Here is a 24,308-nt window from a genome sequence, read left to right as displayed (position 1 = left end):
AAAATAATACAAAAAATTTAATTTGCAAATAACAATTCACTTTCAAACTCAAGTTTATTAAACAAAGCTACGCCTATAGATAAGCCAACACCAAAACCCGCCATTATAATGTTATCCCTGATGATATTTTTTTCCTCTGCAAGCAAAATTGCTATGGAAGTGCAGCTTGTATTAGCATATTTTGTTATATTTATTGGAAAAAATTCATCGGATATTTTTAATTTATCTTTTATTTGCAATAAAGCATAGTGATTTGCTTGATGCAAAAAAAATTTACTTATATCTTTAATATTTAATTGATTTTTTTCTAAAATTTTTAAAATCATATTTAAAACATTTTTATAAGAAAAATTAAAAACTTCCAAACCTTTCATTTCCATGCAAGTTTTAATATTCGTATTTCCATCACTATCTTGATATTCTTGAAATGATTCACAATTAATTAAGTTAGCACTGCCTCCATGTGGCACAATAATAGCATTTCGTCCAGAACCATCCGTTTCAAATAAAAATTGAACATTGAATCCATGACAATACTCCAAAGCAGTACAACTTGCTGCATCGCTAAACAAAAAAGCGATAGATCTATTTTTAGGATATACAAAATCATTAATAGGGTCCCCCACAAAAAGTAAAATTTTATCACACTCTTCGTTTAAATGACCCATTGCTGCAAAAAGTCCGTACACATAACCGGAACAACCCATTACAATATCATAAGCAAAGCAATCTTTAGATAGTCCTAATTCTTCTTGTAATAATACAGCGGTAGATGGGAATCTATATTCATGGTTTTGAGATACTACTATAATCCCCTTGATTTCATCTTTATTCCAACCTTGCTTTTTGATCACATGTTCTCCGGCTTGTTTATAAAGACTGAGCATATTTTCATTTTTATCCCTATCTAGAATATAACGTTCTTTTATACCAGAAAGACGAATAATTTTATTTTTTGTTTTTTCATCAAAATTAGGATTATCTATATTTTGAATTTTTTTAGATGGTAAAATTCCGCACACATAAGAAATTTTTTTATTTTTTAAATTTATCATATAAATTTTCCGAGTTTTAATAAATCTTTTATTTGTTTCATTTTTTTTATTTCTATAGGAAATACTTCTATACCTAAATTTTTTTCAAAAAGAATAGAAATTTCTAAAATAGCCACGCTATCAAAATCGTCAAAAGAATTAAGTTCCGCCTCTTCTTTTAAATCATTTGTATCTATCATTAAAATTTCAGCAAGTGCGTTTAAAAATTCATTTTTATCCATATCCAATCCCTTCTTAATAATTTTTAATAAAATCACTATCGACAAAAGAACAAAAAATATTAATGAAAATTTCCATTTTTTATTAATATAATTCTAAAATAATATCTAAAATACATTAAAATTAAAATAATATTTTAAAACTAGACTTAAAAAATATTAAACAAATATAGATTATAATTGTAATTCCAAAAACCATAATTAAAAGTAAAATTAAGATGCATTTTCCATAAAAAAATTAATATAATCTAAAAAATTAATATTAACTTAATTTCGACTTTTAACAAAAAATAAACAAGAATAAAAGTGCATTCTTTAGCTTTGCTACACAATAAATTGTTAAAGAAAATTTAAATTTCAAAGGATTAGCGATCAATGAAAATTAAAAACTCCATACTCGATTCAATAAATAACAAGGATATCTATGATTGAATTTTTAAAAGCAGGTAATAAAAATTACACAAAAAAAGATTTGATAGCAACTTTAGAAAAACTAGAAATTCAAGAAGGTGATACCATATGCATGCATACAGAACTTTTTAAATTTGGAACGGCTTTATTGCCAAAAAAACAACATCTTAGCATTTATATAGAAGCCATATTGGATATTATAGGAAAAAATGGCACTTTAATTATGCCTGTTTTTAGTTATAGTTTTTGCAAAAATGAAGTTTACAACAAACTTTATTCTAAAAGTAAAGTAGGAGTTTTAAATGAATTTTTTAGATTATGGGAAGGAGTAAAAAGAAATAATGATCCTATTTTTTCTTTTGCAATAAAAGGAAAGAATGAAAAAGAATTTTTAAAAGAACAGACAAGTTGTTTTGGAGAAGACTGTGTTTATGACATGTTATCTAAAATAAACGGAAAAATCATTCTTCTTGGTTCGAAAACTAATGGATATACTTTTACACATTTTATCGAAGAAAAAGCTAGGGTGCCTTATAGATATTTTAAAGAATTTCAAGGTAAAATAATCTTTGAAAATGGCATGAGTAAAAATATAAAAATAAACTATTATGTAAGAAAATTGGATATTAACTCAGATTTAGATGTATATAAACAAATTAAAATTTTACAAGAAGATGATAATTTTAAAGTAGAAAATTTTGCAAATTCTTGTATTGTAAGCATCAATGCAAATAAATATCTACAAGCAACCTTAAAAGCCTTAAAAAAAATGCATATTGTTTGTTATAAAGGAAAATCATGACAACCCATATCTACGATTTTTTAGAAAAAAGTTTAATCAAATTTAGCGAAAAAACTGCTTTTATAGAACCTTTTGCTAAAGAAAGAAAAGAAATCACTTATAAAGACTTTGATCTCTTTTCTAAAAAACTAGCCAGTGAAATTTTAAGAAACCTAGGAAATGATAATCCTACTCAAACTCCTATTTTAATCATCTTACCTAAAGGGATTGATTGTTTAATTTCATTTTTTGGAGTGGCATTAAGTGGAAATTTTTATACCCTTTTAGATGAAAAAAGTCCTAAAGAAAGAATAGAAAAAGTTATAGAGGTTTTAAAGCCTAAACTTTTTATCACTTCAAAGGACTTAAATTTTAACTTAGATTTACCTACGCTTCATACACAAGACTTTGAAAGTTTTAATATAGATGAAAGTTTAATAAAAATTGCAAAAGAAAAACATATAGATACTAATTTACTTTATGTTCTTTTTACAAGTGGAAGTACAGGTATTCCTAAGGGAGTAAGCATAACACACAAGAGTGTGATTGATTATACTTTTTGGGTGTGTGAGACTTTTAAATTTGATGAGAATGAAATTTTAGCCAATCAAGCGCCATTTTATTTTGACAATAGCATTTTAGATATTTTTTCAAGTGTAAAATCAGGAGCGACTTTACACCTTTTACCTAATCATCTTTTTGCCTTTCCAAATAAAATTTTAGAATGTCTTGAAAAAGAAAAAGTAAGCACTATATTTTGGGTACCTTCGGTGCTGATTTATTTTGCAAATACTGAGGCTTTGAATAATTTTAGTTTAAATGCCTTAAAAAAGATACTTTTTTGTGGTGAAATCATGCCCAATAAACAGCTAAATATTTGGCGTAAACACTTACCCAATGCCTTATTTGCCAACCTTTATGGTCCAACAGAAATCACTGATGTATGTTCTTTTTATATCATCAATCGCACTTTTAAAGATGAAGAACTTCTACCCATAGGCAAAGCATGTAAAAACACAGAACTTTTAGTTTTTGATGAAAATATGAATTTCATAAGTCCTAAACAAATAGGTGTTAAAGGAGGGCTTTTCGTGCGTGGAACTTCTTTATCTTTAGGGTATTATAATGACAAAGAAAAAACCAAACAAGCTTTTATTCAAAATCCTTTGCATGATAATTATTTGGATTTACTCTATAAAACAGGAGATATTGTTTCTTATAATGAATTTGGAGAGCTTTTATGCTATGGAAGAGCAGATAATCAGATCAAATATATGGGGCATAGGATAGAACTTGGAGAAATAGAAAGCGTGATAAATTCTCATACAAGTGTAAAAAACAGCGCTTGTATTTTTAAAGAAGATATTATTTGTTTTTATGAAAGCAAAGATGAGATTAATTTTAAAGCTTTTTTAAAAGATAAATTACCTTCTTATATGATCCCGAAAAATTTTATTAAAATTGACAAATTTAAACTCAATCAAAATGGAAAGATTGATAGGAAAGTTTTAAAAGAACTTGTTTAAATAAATGTTTTATAATTTCAAAAAACCAAAGGAGAGAAAAAATGCAAGAAATCAAACAATTTTTTATCAATATAGAAAGAACAGATATCAATGAGAGTATGGAAAATCTAGTAAGTGAAGATTTTATCGATAGTATCGATATCATGGCTTTGGTTGCTGAAATAGAAAAATTTTATAAAAAACCCTTAAAAGCAGAATTTATCACACCTGAAAATTTTGAAAGCTTTGAAAATATTAAGAAAATGCTTGAAATTGCAATGAAAGACTAATCTTTCCTTGCAAGTTCGAGTTGTTCTTTTAAAGAACTGATGATTTCATTTTTAGAAACAATAATTTGCGCTATAAAATCCACCACATCATCCCAGTCTTTGCTTAGTGTATGAGTTAAAGTATAATTTTGTTCATATTCTTCCCAATTTACAGGAGTAAAAAGAGAATTTTTATGCGGGAAATATTTGTTTTTTACCCATTCAAGCGAAGAAGCAAAATAATCCACATAAGCTTTGGCAATATCTTTTTGCACTGCAAATTTTAATCTTTTTTCTTTACTGCCTTCAAATTTTCTTCTTGCCATAAAAAGCAAAGAATTAAGATTATCCTGCTTTAAATCTTTTTGATTTAATCTTGACATAAGCTCCATTCCTAAAAGATTAAAACTTTCATTTTTGGTTTGTTTTAAAACAAAACTCTCATCCCATTCAAGTCCTAAATGATAAACAAAATCTTTAAGCAAAGTCCCTCCTACATAATCCTCTCTTAGAAGTCTTACTATCAAATTTTCTTCTCCAAATACCTCAGCATGAGTTTTGCAAATCCACTCGTAGTCAAAAATATATTTTCTAGGATGATCTTGCGGAGCAAAATCAGCAGAATAATACCCCATATTGTTTTTATGATCTTGAGAACAATGTGAGTTTAAATAACCTAAAATATCTCTAAAATACACAATAACATAAATTTGAGTAAAACCTAACTCTCTCATAATCTTTTCTAAAATTTCTACATGTTTTTTAGTCGAAAAATCCCAAACTATACCCTCAGCTGAAAAAATAAATTTTTTATCTTTATGTAAAGTACTTTCACTTTTAAAATTTTCTATAGTTCTAAGAAGTCTTTCATTTGCAATATGACTTAAAACACTCTCTTTTTTTAAAATATCTTCTTTTTGAACCAATTCTAAAACCATATCCACCAAAGCCCAATGTCTATTTGCCACTCTAAGACTTTTTGGATAAATATAACCTTTTTGCAAAAGCTTTTCTTCGTTTTGCATCAAGAAGCCTTGTTTTTCTTGATTTCCTGTATTGGTGGTTCCTATATGTAAATATGCTGTCATTTTATATATCCTTTGTCTTTATTTTAGTTTATTATGACTAATTCAAACTTATCTCCCACATCTTTAAAAGTAAAAATTTTATTTCCACAAGGATAAGAGATGGAATTTTCTCGCATAAAAGATTTTTTTCCTTGTAGTTTTTCAAGCATTAAAGGAAGTTCTTTTTTAAATAAAGCTCTATCAGTCATTCTAAGCCCATGCTCTAAACTTTTTATAAATCCACCATCTACATCACTTTCATCTTTTATTAAATGCAAAGTAGCATCATAGCCTAATTCTTGATAACACTTATAAAGCTCTATTTTGTTTTGCACTGGCGCACCTATATCTTGCAAACTATGATAACTCGAAAAAACGATATCACTATCAATATTTGCTTGAATTTTAAGATGATTTGAATTTAAAATTGCTCTAATTAAATAATTTTCATCCCCAAAATAATAAGAAGAATTTATATTTCTAGTCCAATATTTATACACAAAGCAATAAAGTCTATGACCACTTCCTTCGAAATAAAATTCCCCTTGATTCATTTCTCTTCCTAAAATGCACGCCAAGAATGGTAAGCAAACACCTGAATTATCAATCACACCATCCACATACCAAGGAGCTATTTTTGCTATGAGTAAAGATAGGTATCCTCCGTATGACCCCCCCCCATAAATTTTTGGTAAATCTGCAAATTTTGGAAAGCATTTCACTAAATCTTTTAAAGCATTGATATGATCAATAGCTGCCATAATGCCATAGTTTTGATAGTCTCCATTAGGTGGGATAAAATCGCAAAAAAGTTCTATTTTTTGACTTTCATCAACCAAACCTGCCTGTTTAATCTCTCCAGCTCTTTGTTCTATAAAAGAAATAATTTGTTCAAAATTATCTTCATTAGCCAACAAATGTCCTAAATTAATATTTCTTAAAATACTATTTACACGCTCTAAATCGTCTTTGTTAGGAATAAGCTTTGGATTGTACTTTTGATCAATACTTTTTCTTGCACAAAAACAATGATAAAAAACATGCACCACTACAACATCAAAATTTTTAGCAATATATTCTCTATCAAAATCTAAAAAAGAAATATTTGCATTAGCTCCATAGCCTCCTATGACAAAAACTATAGCTTTGATATCTTTTTCATCATCATAACTTATGCGGTATTCAAGCTTACTAGTTCTTTTAATACCTAATTCTACATCATCACAAGAATCGATTTCAAAGGTTTGATTTATGAGCACTATTCCACCCTCTTTGTATTATTTTATTGTATTTTAAAGACAATTATACTTAAATTTTAGTAAAATAAAACACAAAAAACAAGGCTTAGCTATGAAAAATCTTTGTATCATCCCTGCTCGTGGTGGATCAAAAAGAATTCCTAGAAAAAATATCATTGATTTTCTAGGCAAACCTTTAATCGCTTATAGCATAGAAAATGCTTTAAATTCGGGTATTTTTGATGAAATAGTGCTTTCAAGCGATGATGAAGAGATCATAGAAGTAGCCTTAAAATACGGTGCAAAAGCTCCATTTGTGCGTGATAAAAATTTAAGCGATGATTATGCTTCAAGCACTGCTGTAGTGCAAAATGCCATAGAAATTTTACAAAGTCAAAATCAAATTTATGATCATGTCTGTTGTCTTTATGCTACTGCTCCTTTGTTAAATAAAGACATTTTAAAACAAGCCTATGAACAATTTATCCAAAATCGAAGCAAGTTTTTATTTGCCGCTACTGAGTTTGAGTATCCTATACAAAGAGCTTTTTATTTAAATAAAAACAATCAAGTTTATATGTTTGATGAAAAACATTATAAAAGTCGCTCACAAGACTTAACAAAAGCTTATCATGATGCAGGGGCTTTTTATTTTGGTACAAGTAAAGCTTGGTTTGAAGAAGATTTTATGTTTAAATCTCATTCTAGTGTATTTGTATTGCCAAGAAATTTAGTTTGCGATATAGACACCATGCAAGATTTAGAATTTGCAAAAATACTTTATAAGGCAAATCATGAAAGTTCTTATTAGAAGTGATAGCTCCATTCATATAGGTTTTGGTCATATTAAAAGAGATCTCATCTTAGCTAAACAATATGATGATGTAAGTTTTGCTTGTTTGCCTTTAGAAGGCTCTTTGATCGATGAAATTCCTTATCCTGTTTATGAGCTTAGTAGCGAAAGTATCTACGAGCTTATTAATCTCATCAAAGAAGAAAAATTTGAACTTCTTATCATTGATCACTATAGCATCAGCGTAGATGATGAAAAACTAATCAAGCTTGAAACAGGGGCGAAAATTCTAAGCTTTGATGATGAAATAAAGCCTCATCATTGTGACATTTTACTTAATGTCAATGCTTACTCAAAAGCAAGTGATTATGAAGGTTTAGTACCTTTTAAATGTGAAGTAAGATGTGGTTTTTCTTATGCCCTAATCAGAGAAGAATTTTATCAAGAAGCCAAAGAAAATAGAGAAAAAAAATATGATTTTTTCATTTGCATGGGCGGAACTGATATAAAAAATCTTTCTTTGCAAATCGCTAGCGAATTACCTAAAACAAAAATCATAAGCATTGCAACCAGCTCTTCTAATCCCAATCTTAAAAAATTGCAAAAATTTGCAAAATTACATAGTAATATTAGATTATTTATCGATCATGAAAATATTGCAAAATTGATGAATGAAAGCAATAAACTCATCATCAGTGCAAGTTCTTTGGTCAATGAAGCCTTACTTTTAAAGGCAAATTTTAAAGCTATTTGTTATGTTAAAAATCAAGAGCTTACAGCATCTTGGCTAGCTCAAAAAGGCTATGAAGTGGAGTATAAGTATTGATAAAACTTAAAAATTTCACAGAACTCAATTCTCAAGAAATAAAGCTGATTTTTAAATGGCGTAATTACCCCGATATCAGTCAATTTATGAAAACAAAATACATTGATTTTGAAGAACATTTAAGATTTTTAAAAAATTTACATCAAGATTCTAGTAAAAAATATTTTTTAGTTTTTCAAGACGAACAGATGATCGGTGTGATTGATTTTGTCAATATCACAACTAAATCTTGTGAATTTGGACTTTATGCAAAACCTGATTTAAAAGGCGTAGGACAAATTTTAATGAATGAAATTATAAAATACGCTTTTGAAAACTTAAAAGTAAATACTCTTAAAGCTTATGTTTTTAAAGATAATCACAAAGCTTTAAAATTATATCAACAAAATCATTTTACTATTTACGATGAAGATAAAAATATCTTTTATATAAAACTTAAAAATTATAACTATAAAAAGCAATTTGCAAAAAGAATAAGTAAACTGGATAGGGGGGGGGATAAATACAAATATTAAAAATATTTTAATGACAAATTTTTTTAAAATTACTCAATATAATATAAAAAATAAAAATATTGTTTTTTTAATGCAAGATTATCGATGTAATATTCTTTTAAAAAACTACATCAATTTAAATTATATCGAAAAAGAAAAAATCAGAAAATATAGAAATCATCCAGAAGTTAAAAAATATCTCTATCAAACCCATTTCATATCAAAACCAGAACATAAAAATTTTATCAAAAAACTCAAATATAATACTAAAAAATCTTATTTTTGCGTCATATTAGACAGTCAAATTATAGGAAATATAAATTTTTACATCAGAGAAAATGAAATAGATTTTGGATTTTATGCTAATCCATTTTCCAAAATATTAGGCATAGGAAGAATTTTAGAACAAATTAGCATTTATTATGCTTTTAAAATTATAAATGTACCTATACTTTCGTTGGAAATTTTTAGCAATAATACACAAGTAATCAACCTACACCGCAAATTTGGTTTTAGCATTGTACAAGAATTTTTCATAAAAAAACAAAAAATTTTAAAAATGAGTCTAAAACAATCTGACTGCAAAGCCTTGCTTAGCTAATTCTTCTTTGATATCTTTAGGGGTATACTTAGAAAAATGAAAAATATAAGCTCCTGCCAAAGCATCAGCACCCAAATTTAAAGCCTTAACTCCATCACTTGGATTGCTAAGTCCTCCATTGATAATAAGAGGAATTTTAAGTTTATTTTGAAAGATCTCTAAAAGTTCTAAATCATAACCCTTTGCTTTTCCTTCAAAATCCACAGAAGTTAAAAGAAGCTCTCCAGCTCCTTTTTTTTCATATTCTAAAGCAAGTTCTAAAGGATTTTTTTCAAGTAAATTTCCCCTATCATAAACACAAAGTTGATCTCCTTTTCTTTTAACATCTATAGAGCAAACTATACATTGAGAACCAAAACGATTAGCCGCTTTACTTATAAAATCCATATCTTCTAAGGCCTTAGAATTGATAGAAATTTTATCCGCACCTAAATTTAAAATCTTTTGTATATCTTCAAGAGTTTTTATCCCCCCACCTATGGTTAAAGGCATAAAGCATTCTTTAGCAAGATCTTCTATACTTTCAAAATCTATTTCTCCGCTTTTTGAAGCATCTATATCTAAGATAATAAGTTCATCAACATTGCGTGCATTATAAATTCTCATCGTTGAAGTTAAATGCCCTATAGTGCGAAAATCTTTAAACTCTATACTTTTAACAAGTTGAGAATTTTTTAATAACACACAAGGGATAATTCTAGTTTTTAACATTTAAAGCCTTATAAAATTTTCTAAAAGTTTTAAGCCTAAATTTTGACTTTTTTCAGGATGAAACTGCGTCGCAAAAATATGATCTTTTTGCAAAGATGCGACAAATTTATGCCCATATTGTGCTTTAGCACTTACAAACTCATCTTTACATTTCACATAAAAAGAATGCACAAAATAAAAATCACTCTTATTATCTATGCCTTGATACAAAGGTTCTTGTTTTAAAATTTCAAGTTCATTCCAACCCATGTGTGGGATTTTTAAATTTAAATCCTCTTCAAATTTGACTACTTCACCTTCTATAAAACCAAGTCCTTCGCAAACTCCACCTTCATAACCCCTTTCTAAAAAAAGTTGCATTCCCAAACAAATGCCTAAAATAGGTTTTTTTTGTACTAAAACTTGCTCTTTTAAAGCTTCTATAAAACCAAGTTCTTTTAAATTTTTCATCGCTTCTTTAAAAGATCCCACTCCAGGTAAAAGCAATTTATCTGCTTTTTGCAAATCTTTTGGATTTTTAGCTATGAAATTTGTAGCTCCTATTTTTTCAAAAGCCTTAGCAACGGAGTTTAAATTTCCCGCCTTGTAATCAATGAGCGCTATCATTTTAAAACACACTCGTCTTTTCTTACCAAAGAACCATCATAATCTCTTATAAATTTACCATTTTCATCACGTTTAAAAATTTTTTTATTGGTAAAAGAATCTACTATTTTTTGAAATTCTTCCTCGCTAAAACCACTGAATTCAAGGTATTTTTTAATAGCCTTTTTAGGGGGCTTGCCATCGTATTTTTGTACCAAACGCACCCCTTCTTCACGGCTGATATAACCTAAACGAATATCCAAACAAGCATTATCTGTCGCTCTACCAAAGCCGTATTTGCAGTATTTTAAATAATCATGTACATGATTAGAAAAACAATCTAAATTTTCAAAATTTTCATAAGTAGTCTCAACAGGATGATCTAGAGTTAAAAAACCATATTTTTTAGAAATTTCAAGAATTTTTTTATAGTCCCATTTAAAATAATATCCTAAAAAAAGTCCTGTAACTCCTACTTTTTGAAGTTCTTCATCACTTGGATAAGTATATAAAAACAAATCTTTTTCAGTGATACCATTTACCCCAAGCATATCAGAAGCACGATTTCCTAAAAGCCCGCCAAATTCTTCAAGCCACTCTCTGCCTAAAATATTTTTATTTTTACTACTCGCAGGACCGCCATACTCTATCTGCGGACTTTCTCCCCAGATGATCAAAGGCACTCCAAAATTTACCGCTATGCGTGGAACAGAAGTAAAAATTCCCAAATGGTTTTGCCACTCATTATCCCCTGTTCTTATAAAAGCTTCACGGGCAAGTTTTTGATAAACTTTTGGATCACGCTTGATATGGATCAAATCCACGCCAAGATGATTTAAATTGTCTAAATTTTTGCGCCCTATTTTCGTAGGCACACTAGGCTCAAAACACACACATAAAGGATTAAGTCCGAGTTCAAGCATTTTAACTACTTGAAAAGTAGAATCTTTTCCGCCACTTACTCCGATAACACAATCATAAACAGGATGTTTTTTGTATTTTTTTATAAGCTCAAAAAATTCTTTTTCTCTTTCTTGCCAATTAATATTTTGATTTTTAGCTTCTTGAGAACGGCAAGCATCGCAAACCCCTTCTTCATCAAAATGCAAATCAGGTTTAGTATCTGGCATCACACATTTTTTGCAAAATTTCATAAATTTCCTTTAATTAGCCTTAAATATATATCGTTATAATTAAATTTTATTTTATAATTTTATATATTTATATTATATAAAAATTAAAAAATGAATGAATTTTATGATTTAAATCCCTATGGCATTTTTTGAATAAAACCAAGCAAAATCATAACAAAGTCGTAATATTTATATAATATAAATATATAAATTGAAGAAATATATAATATAATTATATATTATTTTTAGTTAGGAAATTTACCAAAGAAAGAAATACATGCAAATAGGAAATTTTAACACCAATAAAAAAGTTTTTATCATCGCAGAACTTAGTGCAAATCACGCAGGAAGTCTTGAAATGGCACTTAAAAGCATAAAAGCAGCCAAAAAAGCAGGTGCTAATGCGATAAAAATCCAAACCTACACTCCAGATAGCCTCACGCTAAATAGCGACAAAGAAGATTTTATCATCAAGAGTGGGCTTTGGGATAAAAGAAAACTTTATGAGCTTTATGAAAATGCAAAAACCCCTTATGAATGGCATTCTCAAATCTTTGAAACCGCACAAAATGAAGGCGTACTTTGTTTTTCAAGTCCTTTTGCCAAAGAAGATTTAGAATTTCTAAAACGCTTTGATCCTATAGCCTATAAAATCGCTTCTTTTGAAGCCAATGATGAAAATTTCGTACGTTTAATCGCCAAAGAAAAAAAACCTACTATCGTTTCAACGGGCATTACTACAGAAGAAGAACTTTTTAGAATCTGTGAAATTTTTAAAGAAGAAAAAAATTCTGATCTCATCTTTTTAAAATGCACTTCAGCTTATCCTGCTGCCATAGAAGATATGAATTTAAAAGGTATAGTAAGTTTAAAAGAAAAATTTAATGTTGAAGTTGGACTAAGCGATCACAGCTTTGGTCTTTTAGCTCCTGTTATGGCAGTAGCACTTGGAGCTAGAGTGATAGAAAAGCATTTTATGTTAGATAAAAATATAGAAAGTGAAGACAATAAATTTAGTCTTGATTTTGATGAATTTAAAGCTATGGTAGATGCGGTTAGACAGACCGAAAGTGCTTTAGGCGATGGTAAGTTAGATTTAGATGAAAAGGCGCTTAAAAACCGTGTTTTTGCAAGAAGTTTATATGCAAGTAAGAATATCAAAAAAGGTGAAATTTTCAGCGAAGAAAATGTAAAATCAGTGCGTCCTTCTTTTGGACTACATCCTAAATTTTATCAAGAACTTTTGGGAAAAAAAGCCACTAAAGATATAAAATTTGGCGATGCTTTAAAACAAGGAGATTTTGAATGAAAAATATCTTAGTTACAGGTGCTGATGGTTTTATAGGTTCTCATCTTTGCGAAAGCTTGGTCAAAAAAGGTTTTAAAGTCAGAGCTTTAAGTCAGTATAATTCTTTTAATTTTTGGGGACATTTAGAAAAAAGTCCTTTTTTAAAAGACATGGAAGTTATAAGTGGAGATTTAAGAGACAGTTTTTTTTGCGAAAAAATCACCAAAAATATAGACGCAATCTTTCATCTTGGCGCTTTAATTGCTATCCCCTACTCCTACGCAGCCCCACAAAGCTATGTGGATACCAATGTCAATGGCACTTTAAATATGCTCGAAGCAGCTAAAAAAAATGAAATTTCACATTTTATCCACACCTCAACAAGCGAAGTTTATGGCACAGCCTTTTATGCACCTATCGATGAAAAACACCCTTTGCAACCTCAAAGCCCTTATTCTGCAAGCAAAATCGCTGCAGATATGATGGCACTGAGTTATTATAATTCTTTTAATTTAAATGTCAATATCGCACGCCCTTTTAACACCTATGGTCCAAGACAAAGCGCAAGAGCCATCATACCTACCATTATCACACAAATTTTAAGCGGAGCAAAGGAAATCAAACTAGGAGATTTAAGCCCTAAAAGAGATTTAAATTTTGTGCTAGATACTTGCGAGGGTTTTATCTCTCTTTTAAACTTAAAACATTTTGGAGAAGTTTATAATATAGGCTCAGGAGCGGAATACTCCATGCAAGAAGTACTTGATCTCATACAAAAAATTTTAGATTCTAAAGTAAAAATCATCCAAGATGAACAAAGATTGCGTCCTAAAAATAGCGAAGTTTTTAGACTTTGTTGCGATGCAAGCAAGCTCAAAAAAACTACAAATTGGCAAAGCAAAATAAGTCTAGAAGAAGGCTTAAGACAAAGCATAGAGTATTTTAAAGAAAATTTAGAAAATTATAAAAGTGAGCTTTATAATGTTTGAAAAAGAAATTTCTTTTATAAAAAGTCTTTTTAATAAAGAAAATATCGCCCTACATGAGCCTTGTTTTATAGGCAATGAGAAAAAATATCTCTTAGAGTGTATCGATAGTGGTTTTGTTTCAAGCATGGGAGAATTTGTAACGCGTTTTGAAGAAGCTTTAAAAGAAAAAACTAAAACACGCTTTGTTGTCGCTACAAATACAGGCACAGCAGCCCTTCATATCGCTTTACTAGCTAATGGTATCGATGAAAACTGCGAAGTCATCACTCAAAGCATAAGTTTTGTCGCCACGGCCAATGCTATCACTTATACAGGTGCAAAGCCCGTTTTTTTAGATATAGATGAAAACACTCTGAGTTTAAGTCCTAAGGCTTTAGAGCATTTTTTAGAAAATCAAACTTATCAAAAAGATAATCTTAGCTATAACAAAACTACACACAAACCCATCAAAGCTTGTGTTATCATGCATACCTTTGGTTTAAGTGCTCATATAAAAGCCATCAAAGAGCTTTGTGAAAAATATCACATCCTTTTAATCGAAGATGCTGCAGAAGCCTTAGGAAGCACTTATGAAAATAAGGCCTTAGGCACTTTTGGACAGTGTGGAATTTTAAGTTTTAATGGCAATAAAATTATCACAGGCGGATGCGGTGGAGCGATATTAAGCGATGATGAAAATTTAGCCAAGCTTGCAAGACACCTTAGCACTACAGCCAAAATCTCTCATCCTTACGAATACGATCATGATAGGGTGGCTTATAATTACCGTCTTTGCAATATAAACGCAGCGATCTTGCTTGCAGGACTTGAAAATTTGGAACTTTTTTTAGAAAATAAAAGAGAACTTGCTAAAATTTACAAGGATTTTTTTAAAAATCACGATAAATGCAAATTTGTTGACGAAAAAAGCAATGAAAAAAGCAATTTTTGGCTCAATACCTTGCTTTTTAAGGATGAGAATTTAAGAAATATCTTTTTAGAAGAATGCTTGAAAAATAATATTTTCGTCCGTCCTGTATGGAAAAGCTTACCGAGTTTAAAAGCTTTTCAAAACTGTCAAAGCGATGAGCTTATAAACACTAAAAATTTAGAAAAACACTTGGTTAATTTACCTAGTAGCGTTAGAATAGCAAATAAAAAGGAATGATGCGTTGCAAAATTTAATTCAAAGCATTAAAAAAATTTTAATAAGAAAAAATATGAGAGTAGCGGGGGGGGATTTGATTTTTTTACTTCTTCTTTTAGGAGAAGTGCGTGAAAAATGTCATCATCATAGGATCGGGTGGCTTTGCTAGAGAGCTTTATTCTTATTTAAAAGATGCAAATTACGAAATTATAGGCTATATCGATATACAAGAAAATAATTTTTTTGACTTAAAATACCTAGGCAATGAAGATAATTTCGATAAAAAGTTGATTCAAAAAGCATCTTTTGCTTTAGGTGTAGGACAAATCAATTTAAGAAAAAAAATCCTTTTAAAACTTTCAAAAAAATCATGTAATTTTATCACTTTTATACATCCTCAATCTTTTATTTCAAAAGAAGCTAAAATAGGACAAGGGGTTATAGTGTGTCCTTTTGCAACCATTAATGCTAATTCAAATATAGGAGATTTTGTGCTTTGTAATATTTATTCAAGCATAGCTCATGATTGCAAGGTAGGAGAAGGAAGTATTTTAAGCCCTTATGCTACACTCAATGGAAATTCAAGCATAGGAAAAAATTGTTTTTTAGCTACTAGAGTTAGCCTGTTGCCTTGCGTAAACTTAGAAGATAACTGCATAGTAAGCGCAGGTAGCATTATTAGCAAAAACTACACATCCAATCAACTTATTTTTCATAAAAATATAATTAAAACAAGGAAAAAACAATGAAAGAAATTAATATCATAGGCTTTGGTTTAATGGGTAGGCAAATAAGTGCTTTATTTTATTTATTGGGTTATGAAATAGGTGTTTATAGTAAAAGCAAGCCCAATATATACGAATTTGAAAAACAAATAAAACTTCTACAAAGAAAAATAGATTTTTCTAATTTTAACTCCGGAAAAATAAATATTTACCAACATATAGAAGATCTTAAAAATAGCTTGACTATAGAAAGCTTAAATGAAGATTTAAATTTAAAAAAAGAAATCATACAAATTCTTAGAGACAATAATAATATAGTTTTTTCAAATTCAAGTTCTTTGGGTATGGATGATTTAAACTGCGATTTTATACATTTTTTCAATCCTATTTATATCAAATTAATAGAACTTTGTGGTTCTAATTTAGAACGATTTACCCCATTGAAAGATCTTAAAAAATTAGGATTTCATATCATTCACGGCAAAGGCAATCGAGGAGCTTTAGCAAATTTACTTTTATTCAATGAAATTTCATCGTTTTTTAAAATTATAGAAAAATACAATTACAATTTCAAAGAATGTCAAACAGTTTATGATTTGCTTTATGAAAAAAGAAATTTGTTAAATATTATCGACACTATAGGCATAGAACTTTGTGATAAAATTTGTAAGAATTTAAAAGAAGAAGATGAAAATTTTTACCATCCAAAAATCTTTAAAAAGGCCTTAGAAAAAGGAATTTTAGGTAGAAAAAATAAAACAAAAATAAGTGATATCTTATAAAATAAGTAAATATTAATTTAATATTTTATATAATCTAACCTTTTTATTAAATTGAAGGGGTGGAAATGATTTATTGTGATCACTGCGTGATGCCAAATACTAGACCTGGTATTAATTTTACAAAAGATAAAGAAGGTAAAAATATCTGTTCAGCTTGTATCAATCATAAAAATAAAGAAAATATTGACTATAAAGCAAGATTTAAAGAGCTTGAAGCCTTATGCGATAAATACCGCAGAATGAATGGAAAATTTGAATATGATTGCGCTATTGCTGTGAGTGGAGGTAAGGATTCGCATTTTCAAGTGCATATTATGAAAGAAAAACTTGGAATGAATCCTATTCTTTTTAGTGTTGAAGATAATTTCACTATGACTGAAGCGGGTAAGAAAAATCTTAAAAATTTAAGTGAAACTTTTGGTTGTCATATCATTAGCTTAAAACCCGATATCAAAACTCAAAAAAAAGTTATGCTAAAAACCTTTGAAAAATATGGAAAACCTACTTGGTTTATTGATAGGTTGATTTACAGCTATCCTTTTGCTATGGCTTTAAAATTTAATACACCTTTATTGGTTTATGGGGAAAATGTTAGCTTTGAATATGGAGGTAGTGATGCCAAAGAAACTCCTAGTGCCAAAGAAATATTTTTAAATGGTACAGCTAGTGATTTAGATATAAATGAATTTATAGATGATGAAATCAAAGAAGAAAATTTGCAACTCTTTTTCAATCCAAACAAAGATAAGCTCGATAAACTTGACCCTATTTATCTAAGTTATTTTGTAAAATGGAATTCTTATAGCAATTATATTTTTGCTAAAAGTCGTGGTTTTACTGATCTAGAAGGCGAATGGGATAGAACAATGTGTGCAGAAAATTTTGATCAAGTTGATAGTATAGGTTATATCCTACATGCTTGGATGAAATACCCTAAATTTGGTCATGCTTGTGCGAGTGATTACACAGCTCGTTTCGTGCGTTATGGACTTTTAGGCAGAAAAGAAGCTATTGAACTTGTACAAAAAAGAGATCATAAGCTTGACAATAAATGCGTTGAAGATTTTTGCAACTTCATAGATATTAGTAAAACTACATTTTGGAAAATAGTAGAAAAACACTATAATATGGATTTATTTTATAAAAATGATTTTGGAGAATTTAAGCTAAAAAATCCTTTAAAATAATTTGGAACAACTCTTGCTTTAATGCTATAATTAAAGAAAAAATTTTTGGAAAAAATCATGAAAAAAACTTTAATCATCGCAGAAGCAGGAGTCAATCACAATGGTGATTTAAATTTAGCTAAAAAGTTAATAGAAATCGCAGCAGATTCAGGGGCTGATTTTGTTAAATTTCAAAGTTTTAAAGCCAAAAACTGTATCAGCACAAAGGCTAAAAAAGCACCCTATCAGCTTAAAACCACAGCTAGTGATGAGAGTCAGCTTCAAATGGTACAAAAACTCGAACTCGATCTTAAAGCTCATAAAGAGCTTATCCTACACGCAAAAAAATGCAATATTGCCTTTCTTTCTACTCCTTTTGATCTTGAAAGTGTAGATCTTTTAAATGAGTTAGGCTTAAAAATCTTTAAAATTCCAAGCGGAGAAATCACCAATCTACCCTATCTTAAAAAAATTGCAAAGCTTAATAAAAAAATCATACTTTCAACAGGCATGGCAAATTTAGGCGAGATAGAAGAAGCTTTAAATGTGCTTTGCAAAAATGGCGCTAAACGCCAAAATATCACTCTTTTGCACTGCACTACAGAATACCCTACCCCTTTTGATGAAGTCAATCTTAAAGCCATGCAAAGCTTAAAAGACGCTTTTAAGCTTGATGTGGGTTATTCTGATCACACTCAAGACATACACATTTCTCTAGCTGCTGTGGCCTTAGGAGCTTGTGTGATAGAAAAGCATTTCACTCTAGATAAAAATATGCCAGGGCCTGATCATAAAGCAAGCCTAGAACCTCATGAACTTAAAATGCTTTGCACTCAAATAAGACAAATACAAAAGGCTATGGGTGATGGCATAAAAAAAGCAAGTAAAAGCGAACAAAAAAATATCAACATAGTAAGAAAAAGTTTAGTGGCCAAAAAAGATATACAAAAAGGAGAAATTTTTAGCGAAGAAAATCTTACTACCAAACGTCCCGCAAATGGTATAAGTGCTATGAGATATGAAGAGTTTTTGGGTAAGATTGCTACTAAAAACTACAAAGAAGATGAGCTTATCCGTGAGTAAAAGAAAGATTTGTATAGTCAGTGCAACAAGGGCTGAATGGTATCTTTTAAGAAATTTATGTCATGAAATTCAAAATGATAAAGATTTAAGCCTTCAAATCATCGCTACAGGAGCACATTTAAGTCCTGAGTTTGGACTCACTTATAAAGAAATAGAAAAAGAATTTAAAATCACTAAAAAAATTCCTATATTACTCGCAAGTGATGATAAAATAAGCCTTTGTAAAAGCATGAGCTTAGCCTTTAGTGCTTTTAGTCAAGCTTTTGAAGACTTAAAACCTGATATGGTGGTGATTTTAGGTGATCGTTATGAAATGCTTAGCGTAGCAAGTGTGTGTCTTTTGATGCACATACCCTTAGTGCATTTATGTGGTGGGGAGCTTACTTTAGGAGCCATTGATGATAGTATAAGACACAGCATTTCAAAAATGTCACATTTACATTTTGTAAGTCATGAAATTTATAAAAAAAGGCTTTTACAACTTGGAGAAGAAGAAAAAAGGGTTTTTAACATAGGCTCTTTAGCTTCTACTATCATAAAAAATATGAGTTTTTTAAACAAAAAAGACTTAGAAAAAGCCTTAGAAATGAAATTAGATAAAGAACTTTACTTAATCACTTATCATCCTTTAACCTTAAATGTAAAAAACACTCAAAAAGAGATTAAAACCTTGCTTAAAAAACTTGATACCCTTAAAAACGCAAGTTTGATTTTTACCAAAGCAAATGCCGATGAAAATGGACTTTTAATCAATGAAATTTTGCAAAATTACTGCCAAAAAAACTCACACAAGGCTAAAATTTTTGACAATCTTGGCTCACAAAAATACCTAAGTCTTATGAAAATAGCCAAGGCCATGATAGGCAATTCTTCAAGTGGTATTAGCGAAAGCCCTTTTTTTAAAACTCCTTGCATTAATATAGGCGATAGACAAAAAGGGCGTTTAAGAACTCAAAATATCATTGATTGTGAAATTAATGCTCTTGATCAAGCTTTTGAAAAATTAGAAAGCAAAGAATTTAAGCAAAAATTAAAAAATTTCAAAAACCCTTATGATAATAATAAAAATCCCAATAAAATCATAAAAACTTACCTAAAAAATGTAAATTTAGATACAATTTTACATAAAAATTTCATCGATTTATAAGGCTTAGTATGAATATAAACAAACTCAAACTCACCCCTGATTCAAGCATAGAAGAAGCTTTAAAAATAGTCGGGCAAGAACGTGTTAGACTAGGCATTATAGTTGATAAAAAGGATAAATTTTTAGGAGTCATTAGTGATTCAAACATCAGAAAAGCTTTAATTGGTGGCAAAACTTTAAAAGATAGTATCAAGGATATTTACACTAAAAATCCCATCACCATAAAAGAAAACACAAGCAAAGAACAGCTTTTAAAAATTTCTGCTAAAACCGATATTTATGACTTTCCTGTTTTAGATGAAAAAGAGCAAATCCTTTCTATAAAATCTATCTCATCACTTTTAAAATCCAATCCAAACTTCATTATCATCATGGCTGGAGGCTTAGGATCTCGCTTAAAAGAGCTGACTAAAGATACTCCAAAACCTATGTTAAAAGTAGGCAAAAAACCCATTTTAGAAAGCATAGTCCAAAGATTTAAAAATCAAAATTTTGAAAATTTTATCTTTTGTGTGAATTATAAAAAACAAATCATAGAAAATTATTTTCAAAAAGGACAAAAATTTGGGGTTAAAATTTCTTATATTAAAGAGCGTAAAAAACTAGGCACAGCAGGGGCTTTAAGCCTTATAAAACAAGAATTTAAAGAAAGCTTTATTGTTATGAATGCAGACATTTTAACCGAGCTTGATTTTAATGATCTTTTAAAAGCGCATAAAAAATCAAAAGCTTTAATGAGCGTTTGCGTGCGTGAGTTTGAGCAACAAATTCCTTATGGAGTGATCACTCAAAAGCAAGGTTTTATAGAAAATATAGAAGAAAAACCTACTCAAAAATTTCTAGTAAGTGCAGGAATTTATGTACTTGAAAATGAAATTTTAAATTTAATTACTAAAAACGAATACCTAGACATGCCCGAACTCATCAAACTCGCTCTACAAAAAGGCAAGGTAAATACCTATATCATCAATGATTATTGGATTGACATTGGAAGGCCAGATGAGTTTTTAAAAGCCAATGAGGATTTTAAATGAAAATCTTAATCATAGGCCTTGGAAGCATAGGAAAAAAGCATTTTTTAGCCTTAAAAAATTTAAAGTATGAAGTAAGTTTGCTTTCTTTAAGTGCTAAAAAAGAAGAGTTTGAAAAAACTCCAATTTATCGCTCTTTAAAAGAATGTGATTTAAACGAATTTGATCTTTTTATCATCGCAAATATCACTACAGAGCATTTTAACACCTTAAAAACTTTAAATGAGCTTGTAAAAGATAAAATCATACTCGTAGAAAAACCTTTATTTGAAAAGGTGCAAAATTTCACAAGCTCAAAAAATCACATTTATGTGGCGTATTTACTACGTTTTCATCCTGTGATTGTGGCTTTAAAAAAGCTTTTAAAAGAGGAAAAAAATTATTTTGCTAGTTTGGTTTGTAATTCTTATTTGCCCCATTGGAGGGCTTTAGACTACAGGCAAAATTACAGCGCTAAAAAAGAGCTAGGTGGTGGGGTTTTACTCGATCTTTCTCATGAAATCGATCTAGCCTTTTTTCTTTTTGGAAACTTAGAGCTTGAGCACTCCCAAAATGCTAAAATTTCAGAGCTTGACATAACAAGCGATGATTTTGCCTTTTTGGTTTTAAAAAATTCACAAGAAGCTAAAATTCATATAGAATTAGGCTATTTTTCTAAATTTAACAAAAGAGAAATTACCATTCATACTTTAGAAAAAAGCTTTAAAGCCGATTTAATAAACAATAAAATCGAAATTTATCACAAAGATCAAAGTCAAAAAATCTTAAATTTTGAAAACGATACGATAAAAACTCTTCAAAATTTACATCAAGCAATCTTTGAAAAAGACAAAGAACTTTGCGATCTTAAGCAAGCTTTAAAAGTACTTGAACTTTGCGATGAAGTAAGGAAAAAAAATGGCTGAAATTTTATGCACCATTTGTGCTAGAGGTGGAAGTAAAGGCGTTAAAAACAAAAATATTAGAAAGATTAACGAAATTGAAATGATAGCTTATAGCATCATACAAGCTCAAAATTCAAAACTTTTTAAACACATAGTCATAAGTACTGATAGTGATGAAATCGCAAGTGTAGCTCAAAAATACGGTGCTGAAGTTTTTTTTAAAAGAGAAGCCCATCTTGCCAATGATCAGGCCGCAAAACTTCCTGTTATGCGTGATGCCTTGCTAAGAAGTGAAGAGCACTTTAAAACGCGTTTTGAAACTCTCATAGACTTAGATGCTTCAGCTCCACTACGCTCAAGCCTTGATATAAAAAAAGCTTATGAAAGTTTTGTTAAAAATGATAATTCCAATCTCATTACCGCAGTTCCAGCTAGACGCAATCCTTATTTTAATCTCATAGAAATACAAAATAACAAGGTAGTAAAATCCAAAGAAGGAAATTTTACTACCCGCCAAAGTGCCCCAAAATGCTACGATATGAACGCTAGTATTTATATCTTCAAAAGGGATTATCTTTTAGAAAATGATAGTGTTTTTGGAGAAAAAACAGGGCTTTTTGTGATGGATGAAAGCACGGCTTTTGATGTAGATAGTGAACTTGATTTTAAAATCGTAGAGTTTTTGATCTCTTTAAAAAATTTATCGCCAAAGGATTTTTAATGCTTGAAAATAAGATCATCTTTGTAGCAGGAGCTTGTGGACGCATAGGTAAAGCGCTTTGTCAAAAAATACTTCTTAGCAAAGGTATCCCTATACTCGCAGATATCAACAAAGAACGCTTAAAAGAACTGCAAGAAAATTTAGAAACAAATTTTAAAACAAAACTTTTAAGCTTAGAACTTGACATCACCAAACAAGAAAGCTTACAAACCGCCCTTCAAAAAAGCCATGAAAGATACGGTAAAATCGATGCTTTTGTCAATTCAAGCTATCCTTTTGGTAAAGATTGGGGTAAAACGCCTTATTATGAACTCAAATACGAACAAATTTGTGAAAGTTTAAATTTACATTTAGCAGGTTTTATGCTGGCAGCTCAAGAATTTGTGAAATTTTTTAAAAAACAAGGTCATGGCAATATCATCAATCTTAGCTCCATCATGGGAGTTTATGCGCCAAAATTTGAAAACTATAAAGGCACTTCTATGCAAAGCTCTTTAGAATATAGCGTGATAAAAGCAGGGATTAATCACATGGGCGCTTGGCTAGCTAAAGAGCTTTTTAATCAAAACATACGTGTTAATACCCTAGCAAGCGGGGGAATTTTAGACAATCAAAACGAACTTTTTTTAAAAGCTTATAGAAATTGTTGTGCGAGTAAGGGTATGCTAGATGCAGATGATGTATGCGGAACTTTGGTATTTTTGCTTAGTGATGAGAGTAAATTTATCACAGGACAAACCTTAGTAGTAGATGATGGATGGGGTTTATGATGACTTTCACCCCTACCCAAAAAGAACTCTTTAACAAAAACATTGAGGCTTTAAGCAATATTCTTTTAAAAGAAAGTTTAAAAGAAATCAAATCTAGTAAATTTGAACTTATCTTAGGTAAAGATAATCTTGATATCAATCTAAAAGATACAAGTGATAATACTTTTCTTTATGAAAATGTTATTGATGAATTAAACACTATGTTAAACACTTATAATGATAAATATCTACTTTATCCTGTATTGTATTTTTATGGTTTTGGAAATGGAATTTTATTTAAAGCTTTATTGCAAAATAAAAATCATCAACATATTGTTGTTTTTGAAAAAGATATAGAAATCATTTGGGTGATGTTTCATATCTTAGATTTTTCAAATGAATTACAAAATTCAAGATTGATGATTTTAGAAACTAGTTCTTTAGATATAGAATTTTTTTCTGATTTTTGTTCTAGCAAACCTTTCTTTCAATTTTCTAGAATTTATTTTTTAGAACTGATGAGTAATTATTATGAAAGATTTCATGAAGATGTTTTAAAAATCAATCATAAACTAGCAGAAACTTTTAAAAATATCATTTTAAGAAATGGCAATGATCCACTTGATGCCCTTCAAGGCATAGAACAATTTGTTTATAATCTTCCTCAAATGATCACTCATCCTAGTTATACAGAATTACTTTCTAAAAGAAAGAATTTAAGTGATACAGCTATTATTGTTTCTACAGGGCCATCTCTTACCAAACAACTTCCTTTATTAAAAAAATATGCTAATAAAGCTACGATTTTTTGTGCGGATTCTTCTTATCCTATTTTAGCTAAGCATGGTATAAAGCCTGATTATGTTTGTATGCTTGAAAGAAAAGCCATTACAGCAGAATTTTTTAATCATGATTTTGGGGAATTTGATA

General features: G+C 29.5%; 28 protein-coding genes. 21 read left to right on the top strand and 7 right to left on the bottom strand.

Annotation, left to right across the window (positions count from 1 at the left end; all coding sequences use genetic code 11):
* Nucleotides 1-17 precede the first annotated feature (17 nt).
* Nucleotides 18-1,055 (bottom strand): ketoacyl-ACP synthase III, encoded by a 1,038-nt coding sequence (locus AJ886_RS08265; protein ID WP_070287535.1) that lies wholly within the window; start codon nucleotides 1,053-1,055, stop codon nucleotides 18-20.
* Nucleotides 1,052-1,276 carry a phosphopantetheine-binding protein gene (locus AJ886_RS08260; RefSeq protein WP_052949190.1) on the bottom strand — a complete coding sequence of 75 codons (225 nt, stop codon included), beginning with the start codon at nucleotides 1,274-1,276 and terminating at the stop codon, nucleotides 1,052-1,054. Before AJ886_RS08260 ends, AJ886_RS08265 begins: the two co-directional genes overlap by 4 nt.
* 421 nt (nucleotides 1,277-1,697) lie before the next feature.
* Between AJ886_RS08260 and AJ886_RS08255 the strand changes: the two genes are divergently transcribed.
* Genes AJ886_RS08255 through AJ886_RS08245 form a run of 3 tightly spaced genes read left to right on the top strand, consistent with a single transcriptional unit; the run spans nucleotide 1,698 to nucleotide 4,260 of the window.
* Nucleotides 1,698-2,486, top strand: coding sequence for an AAC(3) family N-acetyltransferase (locus AJ886_RS08255; RefSeq protein ID WP_083267259.1), 789 nt, complete (start codon nucleotides 1,698-1,700; stop codon nucleotides 2,484-2,486).
* Nucleotides 2,483-3,991 (top strand): AMP-binding protein, encoded by a 1,509-nt coding sequence (locus tag AJ886_RS08250; protein WP_070287534.1) that lies wholly within the window; start codon nucleotides 2,483-2,485, stop codon nucleotides 3,989-3,991. Before AJ886_RS08255 ends, AJ886_RS08250 begins: the two co-directional genes overlap by 4 nt.
* A gap of 41 nt (nucleotides 3,992-4,032) precedes the next feature.
* Nucleotides 4,033-4,260 (top strand): hypothetical protein, encoded by a 228-nt coding sequence (locus AJ886_RS08245; RefSeq protein ID WP_002875378.1) that lies wholly within the window; start codon nucleotides 4,033-4,035, stop codon nucleotides 4,258-4,260.
* Here AJ886_RS08245 and AJ886_RS08240 read toward each other — a convergent pair.
* Nucleotides 4,257-5,327: an acyl carrier protein gene (locus AJ886_RS08240; protein WP_070287533.1), complete on the bottom strand. Its 1,071-nt coding sequence runs from the start codon at nucleotides 5,325-5,327 to the stop codon at nucleotides 4,257-4,259. The genes AJ886_RS08245 and AJ886_RS08240 overlap by 4 nt on opposite strands.
* Nucleotides 5,328-5,350: 23 nt before the next feature.
* Complete coding sequence (locus tag AJ886_RS08235) at nucleotides 5,351-6,565, bottom strand: DUF2920 family protein (RefSeq protein WP_070287532.1); 1,215 nt, start codon at nucleotides 6,563-6,565, stop codon at nucleotides 5,351-5,353.
* A 91-nt stretch (nucleotides 6,566-6,656) separates the two neighbouring features.
* Here AJ886_RS08235 and pseF point away from each other — a divergent pair, with 91 nt between their 5' ends.
* Genes pseF through pseH (AJ886_RS08215) form a run of 4 tightly spaced genes read left to right on the top strand, consistent with a single transcriptional unit; the run spans nucleotide 6,657 to nucleotide 9,258 of the window.
* On the top strand, nucleotides 6,657-7,355 hold the full coding sequence (pseF, locus tag AJ886_RS08230; protein ID WP_070287531.1) for a pseudaminic acid cytidylyltransferase: 699 nt from the start codon (nucleotides 6,657-6,659) through the stop codon (nucleotides 7,353-7,355).
* Nucleotides 7,339-8,163 carry a UDP-2,4-diacetamido-2,4,6-trideoxy-beta-L-altropyranose hydrolase gene (gene pseG / locus AJ886_RS08225; protein WP_070287530.1) on the top strand — a complete coding sequence of 275 codons (825 nt, stop codon included), beginning with the start codon at nucleotides 7,339-7,341 and terminating at the stop codon, nucleotides 8,161-8,163. Before pseF ends, pseG begins: the two co-directional genes overlap by 17 nt.
* On the top strand, nucleotides 8,160-8,678 hold the full coding sequence (pseH, locus tag AJ886_RS08220; protein WP_070287529.1) for a UDP-4-amino-4,6-dideoxy-N-acetyl-beta-L-altrosamine N-acetyltransferase: 519 nt from the start codon (nucleotides 8,160-8,162) through the stop codon (nucleotides 8,676-8,678). The genes pseG and pseH (AJ886_RS08220) overlap by 4 nt, the downstream gene beginning before the upstream one ends.
* A 10-nt stretch (nucleotides 8,679-8,688) precedes the next feature.
* Nucleotides 8,689-9,258 carry a UDP-4-amino-4,6-dideoxy-N-acetyl-beta-L-altrosamine N-acetyltransferase gene (gene pseH / locus AJ886_RS08215; RefSeq protein ID WP_070287528.1) on the top strand — a complete coding sequence of 190 codons (570 nt, stop codon included), beginning with the start codon at nucleotides 8,689-8,691 and terminating at the stop codon, nucleotides 9,256-9,258.
* On the opposite strand, the gene AJ886_RS08210 is transcribed toward pseH (AJ886_RS08215), so the two are convergent.
* From AJ886_RS08210 to pseA, 3 genes are read right to left on the bottom strand one after another with little or no spacing between them, the layout of a single operon-like run.
* Entirely contained in the window at nucleotides 9,223-9,969 is a 747-nt protein-coding gene (locus tag AJ886_RS08210; protein ID WP_070287527.1) for a HisA/HisF-related TIM barrel protein, read from the bottom strand. The two genes, pseH (AJ886_RS08215) and AJ886_RS08210, sit on opposite strands and share 36 nt — an antisense overlap.
* Entirely contained in the window at nucleotides 9,970-10,575 is a 606-nt protein-coding gene (gene hisH / locus AJ886_RS08205) for an imidazole glycerol phosphate synthase subunit HisH (RefSeq protein WP_072225600.1), read from the bottom strand.
* Nucleotides 10,572-11,708 (bottom strand): pseudaminic acid biosynthesis protein PseA, encoded by a 1,137-nt coding sequence (gene pseA, locus AJ886_RS08200; protein ID WP_070287526.1) that lies wholly within the window; start codon nucleotides 11,706-11,708, stop codon nucleotides 10,572-10,574. The genes hisH and pseA overlap by 4 nt, the downstream gene beginning before the upstream one ends.
* A gap of 256 nt (nucleotides 11,709-11,964) precedes the next feature.
* Here pseA and pseI point away from each other — a divergent pair, with 256 nt between their 5' ends.
* From pseI to AJ886_RS08130, 14 genes are all read left to right on the top strand, one after another.
* A complete protein-coding gene (gene pseI / locus AJ886_RS08195) occupies nucleotides 11,965-12,996 on the top strand; it encodes a pseudaminic acid synthase (protein WP_070287525.1) in 1,032 nt (343 codons plus the stop codon).
* The gene (gene legB / locus AJ886_RS08190; protein ID WP_070287524.1) at nucleotides 12,993-13,964 is read left to right on the top strand and encodes a 4,6-dehydratase LegB; all 972 of its coding nucleotides are present in this window, start codon (nucleotides 12,993-12,995) and stop codon (nucleotides 13,962-13,964) included. Before pseI ends, legB begins: the two co-directional genes overlap by 4 nt.
* A complete protein-coding gene (gene legC / locus AJ886_RS08185; protein WP_070286259.1) occupies nucleotides 13,957-15,111 on the top strand; it encodes an aminotransferase LegC in 1,155 nt (384 codons plus the stop codon). The genes legB and legC overlap by 8 nt, the downstream gene beginning before the upstream one ends.
* A gap of 4 nt (nucleotides 15,112-15,115) precedes the next feature.
* Nucleotides 15,116-15,259, top strand: a complete 144-nt coding sequence (locus AJ886_RS10640; RefSeq protein WP_186820749.1) for a hypothetical protein — start codon at nucleotides 15,116-15,118, stop codon at nucleotides 15,257-15,259.
* Complete coding sequence (locus AJ886_RS08180) at nucleotides 15,219-15,839, top strand: acetyltransferase (RefSeq protein WP_126215107.1); 621 nt, start codon at nucleotides 15,219-15,221, stop codon at nucleotides 15,837-15,839. The genes AJ886_RS10640 and AJ886_RS08180 overlap by 41 nt, the downstream gene beginning before the upstream one ends.
* Complete coding sequence (locus AJ886_RS10345) at nucleotides 15,836-16,597, top strand: 3-hydroxyacyl-CoA dehydrogenase NAD-binding domain-containing protein (RefSeq protein WP_079861573.1); 762 nt, start codon at nucleotides 15,836-15,838, stop codon at nucleotides 16,595-16,597. The genes AJ886_RS08180 and AJ886_RS10345 overlap by 4 nt, the downstream gene beginning before the upstream one ends.
* Nucleotides 16,598-16,662: 65 nt before the next feature.
* Complete coding sequence (locus tag AJ886_RS08165; protein WP_070286258.1) at nucleotides 16,663-17,784, top strand: N-acetyl sugar amidotransferase; 1,122 nt, start codon at nucleotides 16,663-16,665, stop codon at nucleotides 17,782-17,784.
* A gap of 57 nt (nucleotides 17,785-17,841) precedes the next feature.
* The gene (legI, locus tag AJ886_RS08160; RefSeq protein ID WP_070287639.1) at nucleotides 17,842-18,846 is read left to right on the top strand and encodes a N,N'-diacetyllegionaminate synthase; all 1,005 of its coding nucleotides are present in this window, start codon (nucleotides 17,842-17,844) and stop codon (nucleotides 18,844-18,846) included.
* Nucleotides 18,839-19,993, top strand: coding sequence for a GDP-N,N'-diacetylbacillosamine 2-epimerase (hydrolyzing) (legG, locus tag AJ886_RS08155; RefSeq protein WP_070286257.1), 1,155 nt, complete (start codon nucleotides 18,839-18,841; stop codon nucleotides 19,991-19,993). Before legI ends, legG begins: the two co-directional genes overlap by 8 nt.
* A gap of 8 nt (nucleotides 19,994-20,001) precedes the next feature.
* Nucleotides 20,002-21,027 (top strand): nucleotidyltransferase family protein, encoded by a 1,026-nt coding sequence (locus tag AJ886_RS08150; protein ID WP_070286256.1) that lies wholly within the window; start codon nucleotides 20,002-20,004, stop codon nucleotides 21,025-21,027.
* Nucleotides 21,024-21,929 carry an L-glutamine-D-fructose-6-phosphate isomerase subunit gene (gene ptmF, locus AJ886_RS08145; protein WP_070287523.1) on the top strand — a complete coding sequence of 302 codons (906 nt, stop codon included), beginning with the start codon at nucleotides 21,024-21,026 and terminating at the stop codon, nucleotides 21,927-21,929. The genes AJ886_RS08150 and ptmF overlap by 4 nt, the downstream gene beginning before the upstream one ends.
* Entirely contained in the window at nucleotides 21,922-22,629 is a 708-nt protein-coding gene (gene legF, locus AJ886_RS08140) for a CMP-N,N'-diacetyllegionaminic acid synthase (protein WP_070261722.1), read from the top strand. The genes ptmF and legF overlap by 8 nt, the downstream gene beginning before the upstream one ends.
* Nucleotides 22,629-23,399, top strand: a complete 771-nt coding sequence (gene ptmA, locus AJ886_RS08135) for a flagellin modification protein PtmA (protein WP_070286254.1) — start codon at nucleotides 22,629-22,631, stop codon at nucleotides 23,397-23,399. Before legF ends, ptmA begins: the two co-directional genes overlap by 1 nt.
* Nucleotides 23,399-24,308 (top strand): motility associated factor glycosyltransferase family protein (locus AJ886_RS08130; protein WP_148124022.1); only part of this gene is annotated, 910 nt, incomplete at its 3' end. The genes ptmA and AJ886_RS08130, both read left to right, overlap by 1 nt.

The sequence above is a fragment of the Campylobacter sp. BCW_6465 genome, assembly GCF_001762815.1.
In the GTDB taxonomy this organism is placed as follows: Bacteria; Campylobacterota; Campylobacteria; order Campylobacterales; family Campylobacteraceae; genus Campylobacter_D; species Campylobacter_D jejuni.
This window is presented reverse-complemented; position numbering and strand designations above follow the sequence as displayed.

What these genes read in the sequence shown, in the direction of transcription:
- AJ886_RS08265 (WP_070287535.1), bottom strand. Translation starts at nt 1,055, where the DNA reads ATGATAAATTTAAAAAATAAAAAAATTTCTTATGTGTGCGGAATTTTA.
- AJ886_RS08260 (WP_052949190.1), bottom strand. Translation starts at nt 1,276, where the DNA reads ATGGATAAAAATGAATTTTTAAACGCACTTGCTGAAATTTTAATGATA.
- AJ886_RS08255 (WP_083267259.1), top strand. Translation starts at nt 1,698, where the DNA reads ATGATTGAATTTTTAAAAGCAGGTAATAAAAATTACACAAAAAAAGAT.
- AJ886_RS08250 (WP_070287534.1), top strand. Translation starts at nt 2,483, where the DNA reads ATGACAACCCATATCTACGATTTTTTAGAAAAAAGTTTAATCAAATTT.
- AJ886_RS08245 (WP_002875378.1), top strand. Translation starts at nt 4,033, where the DNA reads ATGCAAGAAATCAAACAATTTTTTATCAATATAGAAAGAACAGATATC.
- AJ886_RS08240 (WP_070287533.1), bottom strand. Translation starts at nt 5,327, where the DNA reads ATGACAGCATATTTACATATAGGAACCACCAATACAGGAAATCAAGAA.
- pseF (WP_070287531.1), top strand. Translation starts at nt 6,657, where the DNA reads ATGAAAAATCTTTGTATCATCCCTGCTCGTGGTGGATCAAAAAGAATT.
- pseG (WP_070287530.1), top strand. Translation starts at nt 7,339, where the DNA reads ATGAAAGTTCTTATTAGAAGTGATAGCTCCATTCATATAGGTTTTGGT.
- pseH (WP_070287528.1), top strand. Translation starts at nt 8,689, where the DNA reads ATGACAAATTTTTTTAAAATTACTCAATATAATATAAAAAATAAAAAT.
- AJ886_RS08210 (WP_070287527.1), bottom strand. Translation starts at nt 9,969, where the DNA reads ATGTTAAAAACTAGAATTATCCCTTGTGTGTTATTAAAAAATTCTCAA.
- hisH (WP_072225600.1), bottom strand. Translation starts at nt 10,575, where the DNA reads ATGATAGCGCTCATTGATTACAAGGCGGGAAATTTAAACTCCGTTGCT.
- pseA (WP_070287526.1), bottom strand. Translation starts at nt 11,708, where the DNA reads ATGAAATTTTGCAAAAAATGTGTGATGCCAGATACTAAACCTGATTTG.
- pseI (WP_070287525.1), top strand. Translation starts at nt 11,965, where the DNA reads ATGCAAATAGGAAATTTTAACACCAATAAAAAAGTTTTTATCATCGCA.
- legB (WP_070287524.1), top strand. Translation starts at nt 12,993, where the DNA reads ATGAAAAATATCTTAGTTACAGGTGCTGATGGTTTTATAGGTTCTCAT.
- legC (WP_070286259.1), top strand. Translation starts at nt 13,957, where the DNA reads ATGTTTGAAAAAGAAATTTCTTTTATAAAAAGTCTTTTTAATAAAGAA.
- AJ886_RS10345 (WP_079861573.1), top strand. Translation starts at nt 15,836, where the DNA reads ATGAAAGAAATTAATATCATAGGCTTTGGTTTAATGGGTAGGCAAATA.
- AJ886_RS08165 (WP_070286258.1), top strand. Translation starts at nt 16,663, where the DNA reads ATGATTTATTGTGATCACTGCGTGATGCCAAATACTAGACCTGGTATT.
- legI (WP_070287639.1), top strand. Translation starts at nt 17,842, where the DNA reads ATGAAAAAAACTTTAATCATCGCAGAAGCAGGAGTCAATCACAATGGT.
- AJ886_RS08150 (WP_070286256.1), top strand. Translation starts at nt 20,002, where the DNA reads ATGAATATAAACAAACTCAAACTCACCCCTGATTCAAGCATAGAAGAA.
- ptmF (WP_070287523.1), top strand. Translation starts at nt 21,024, where the DNA reads ATGAAAATCTTAATCATAGGCCTTGGAAGCATAGGAAAAAAGCATTTT.
- legF (WP_070261722.1), top strand. Translation starts at nt 21,922, where the DNA reads ATGGCTGAAATTTTATGCACCATTTGTGCTAGAGGTGGAAGTAAAGGC.
- ptmA (WP_070286254.1), top strand. Translation starts at nt 22,629, where the DNA reads ATGCTTGAAAATAAGATCATCTTTGTAGCAGGAGCTTGTGGACGCATA.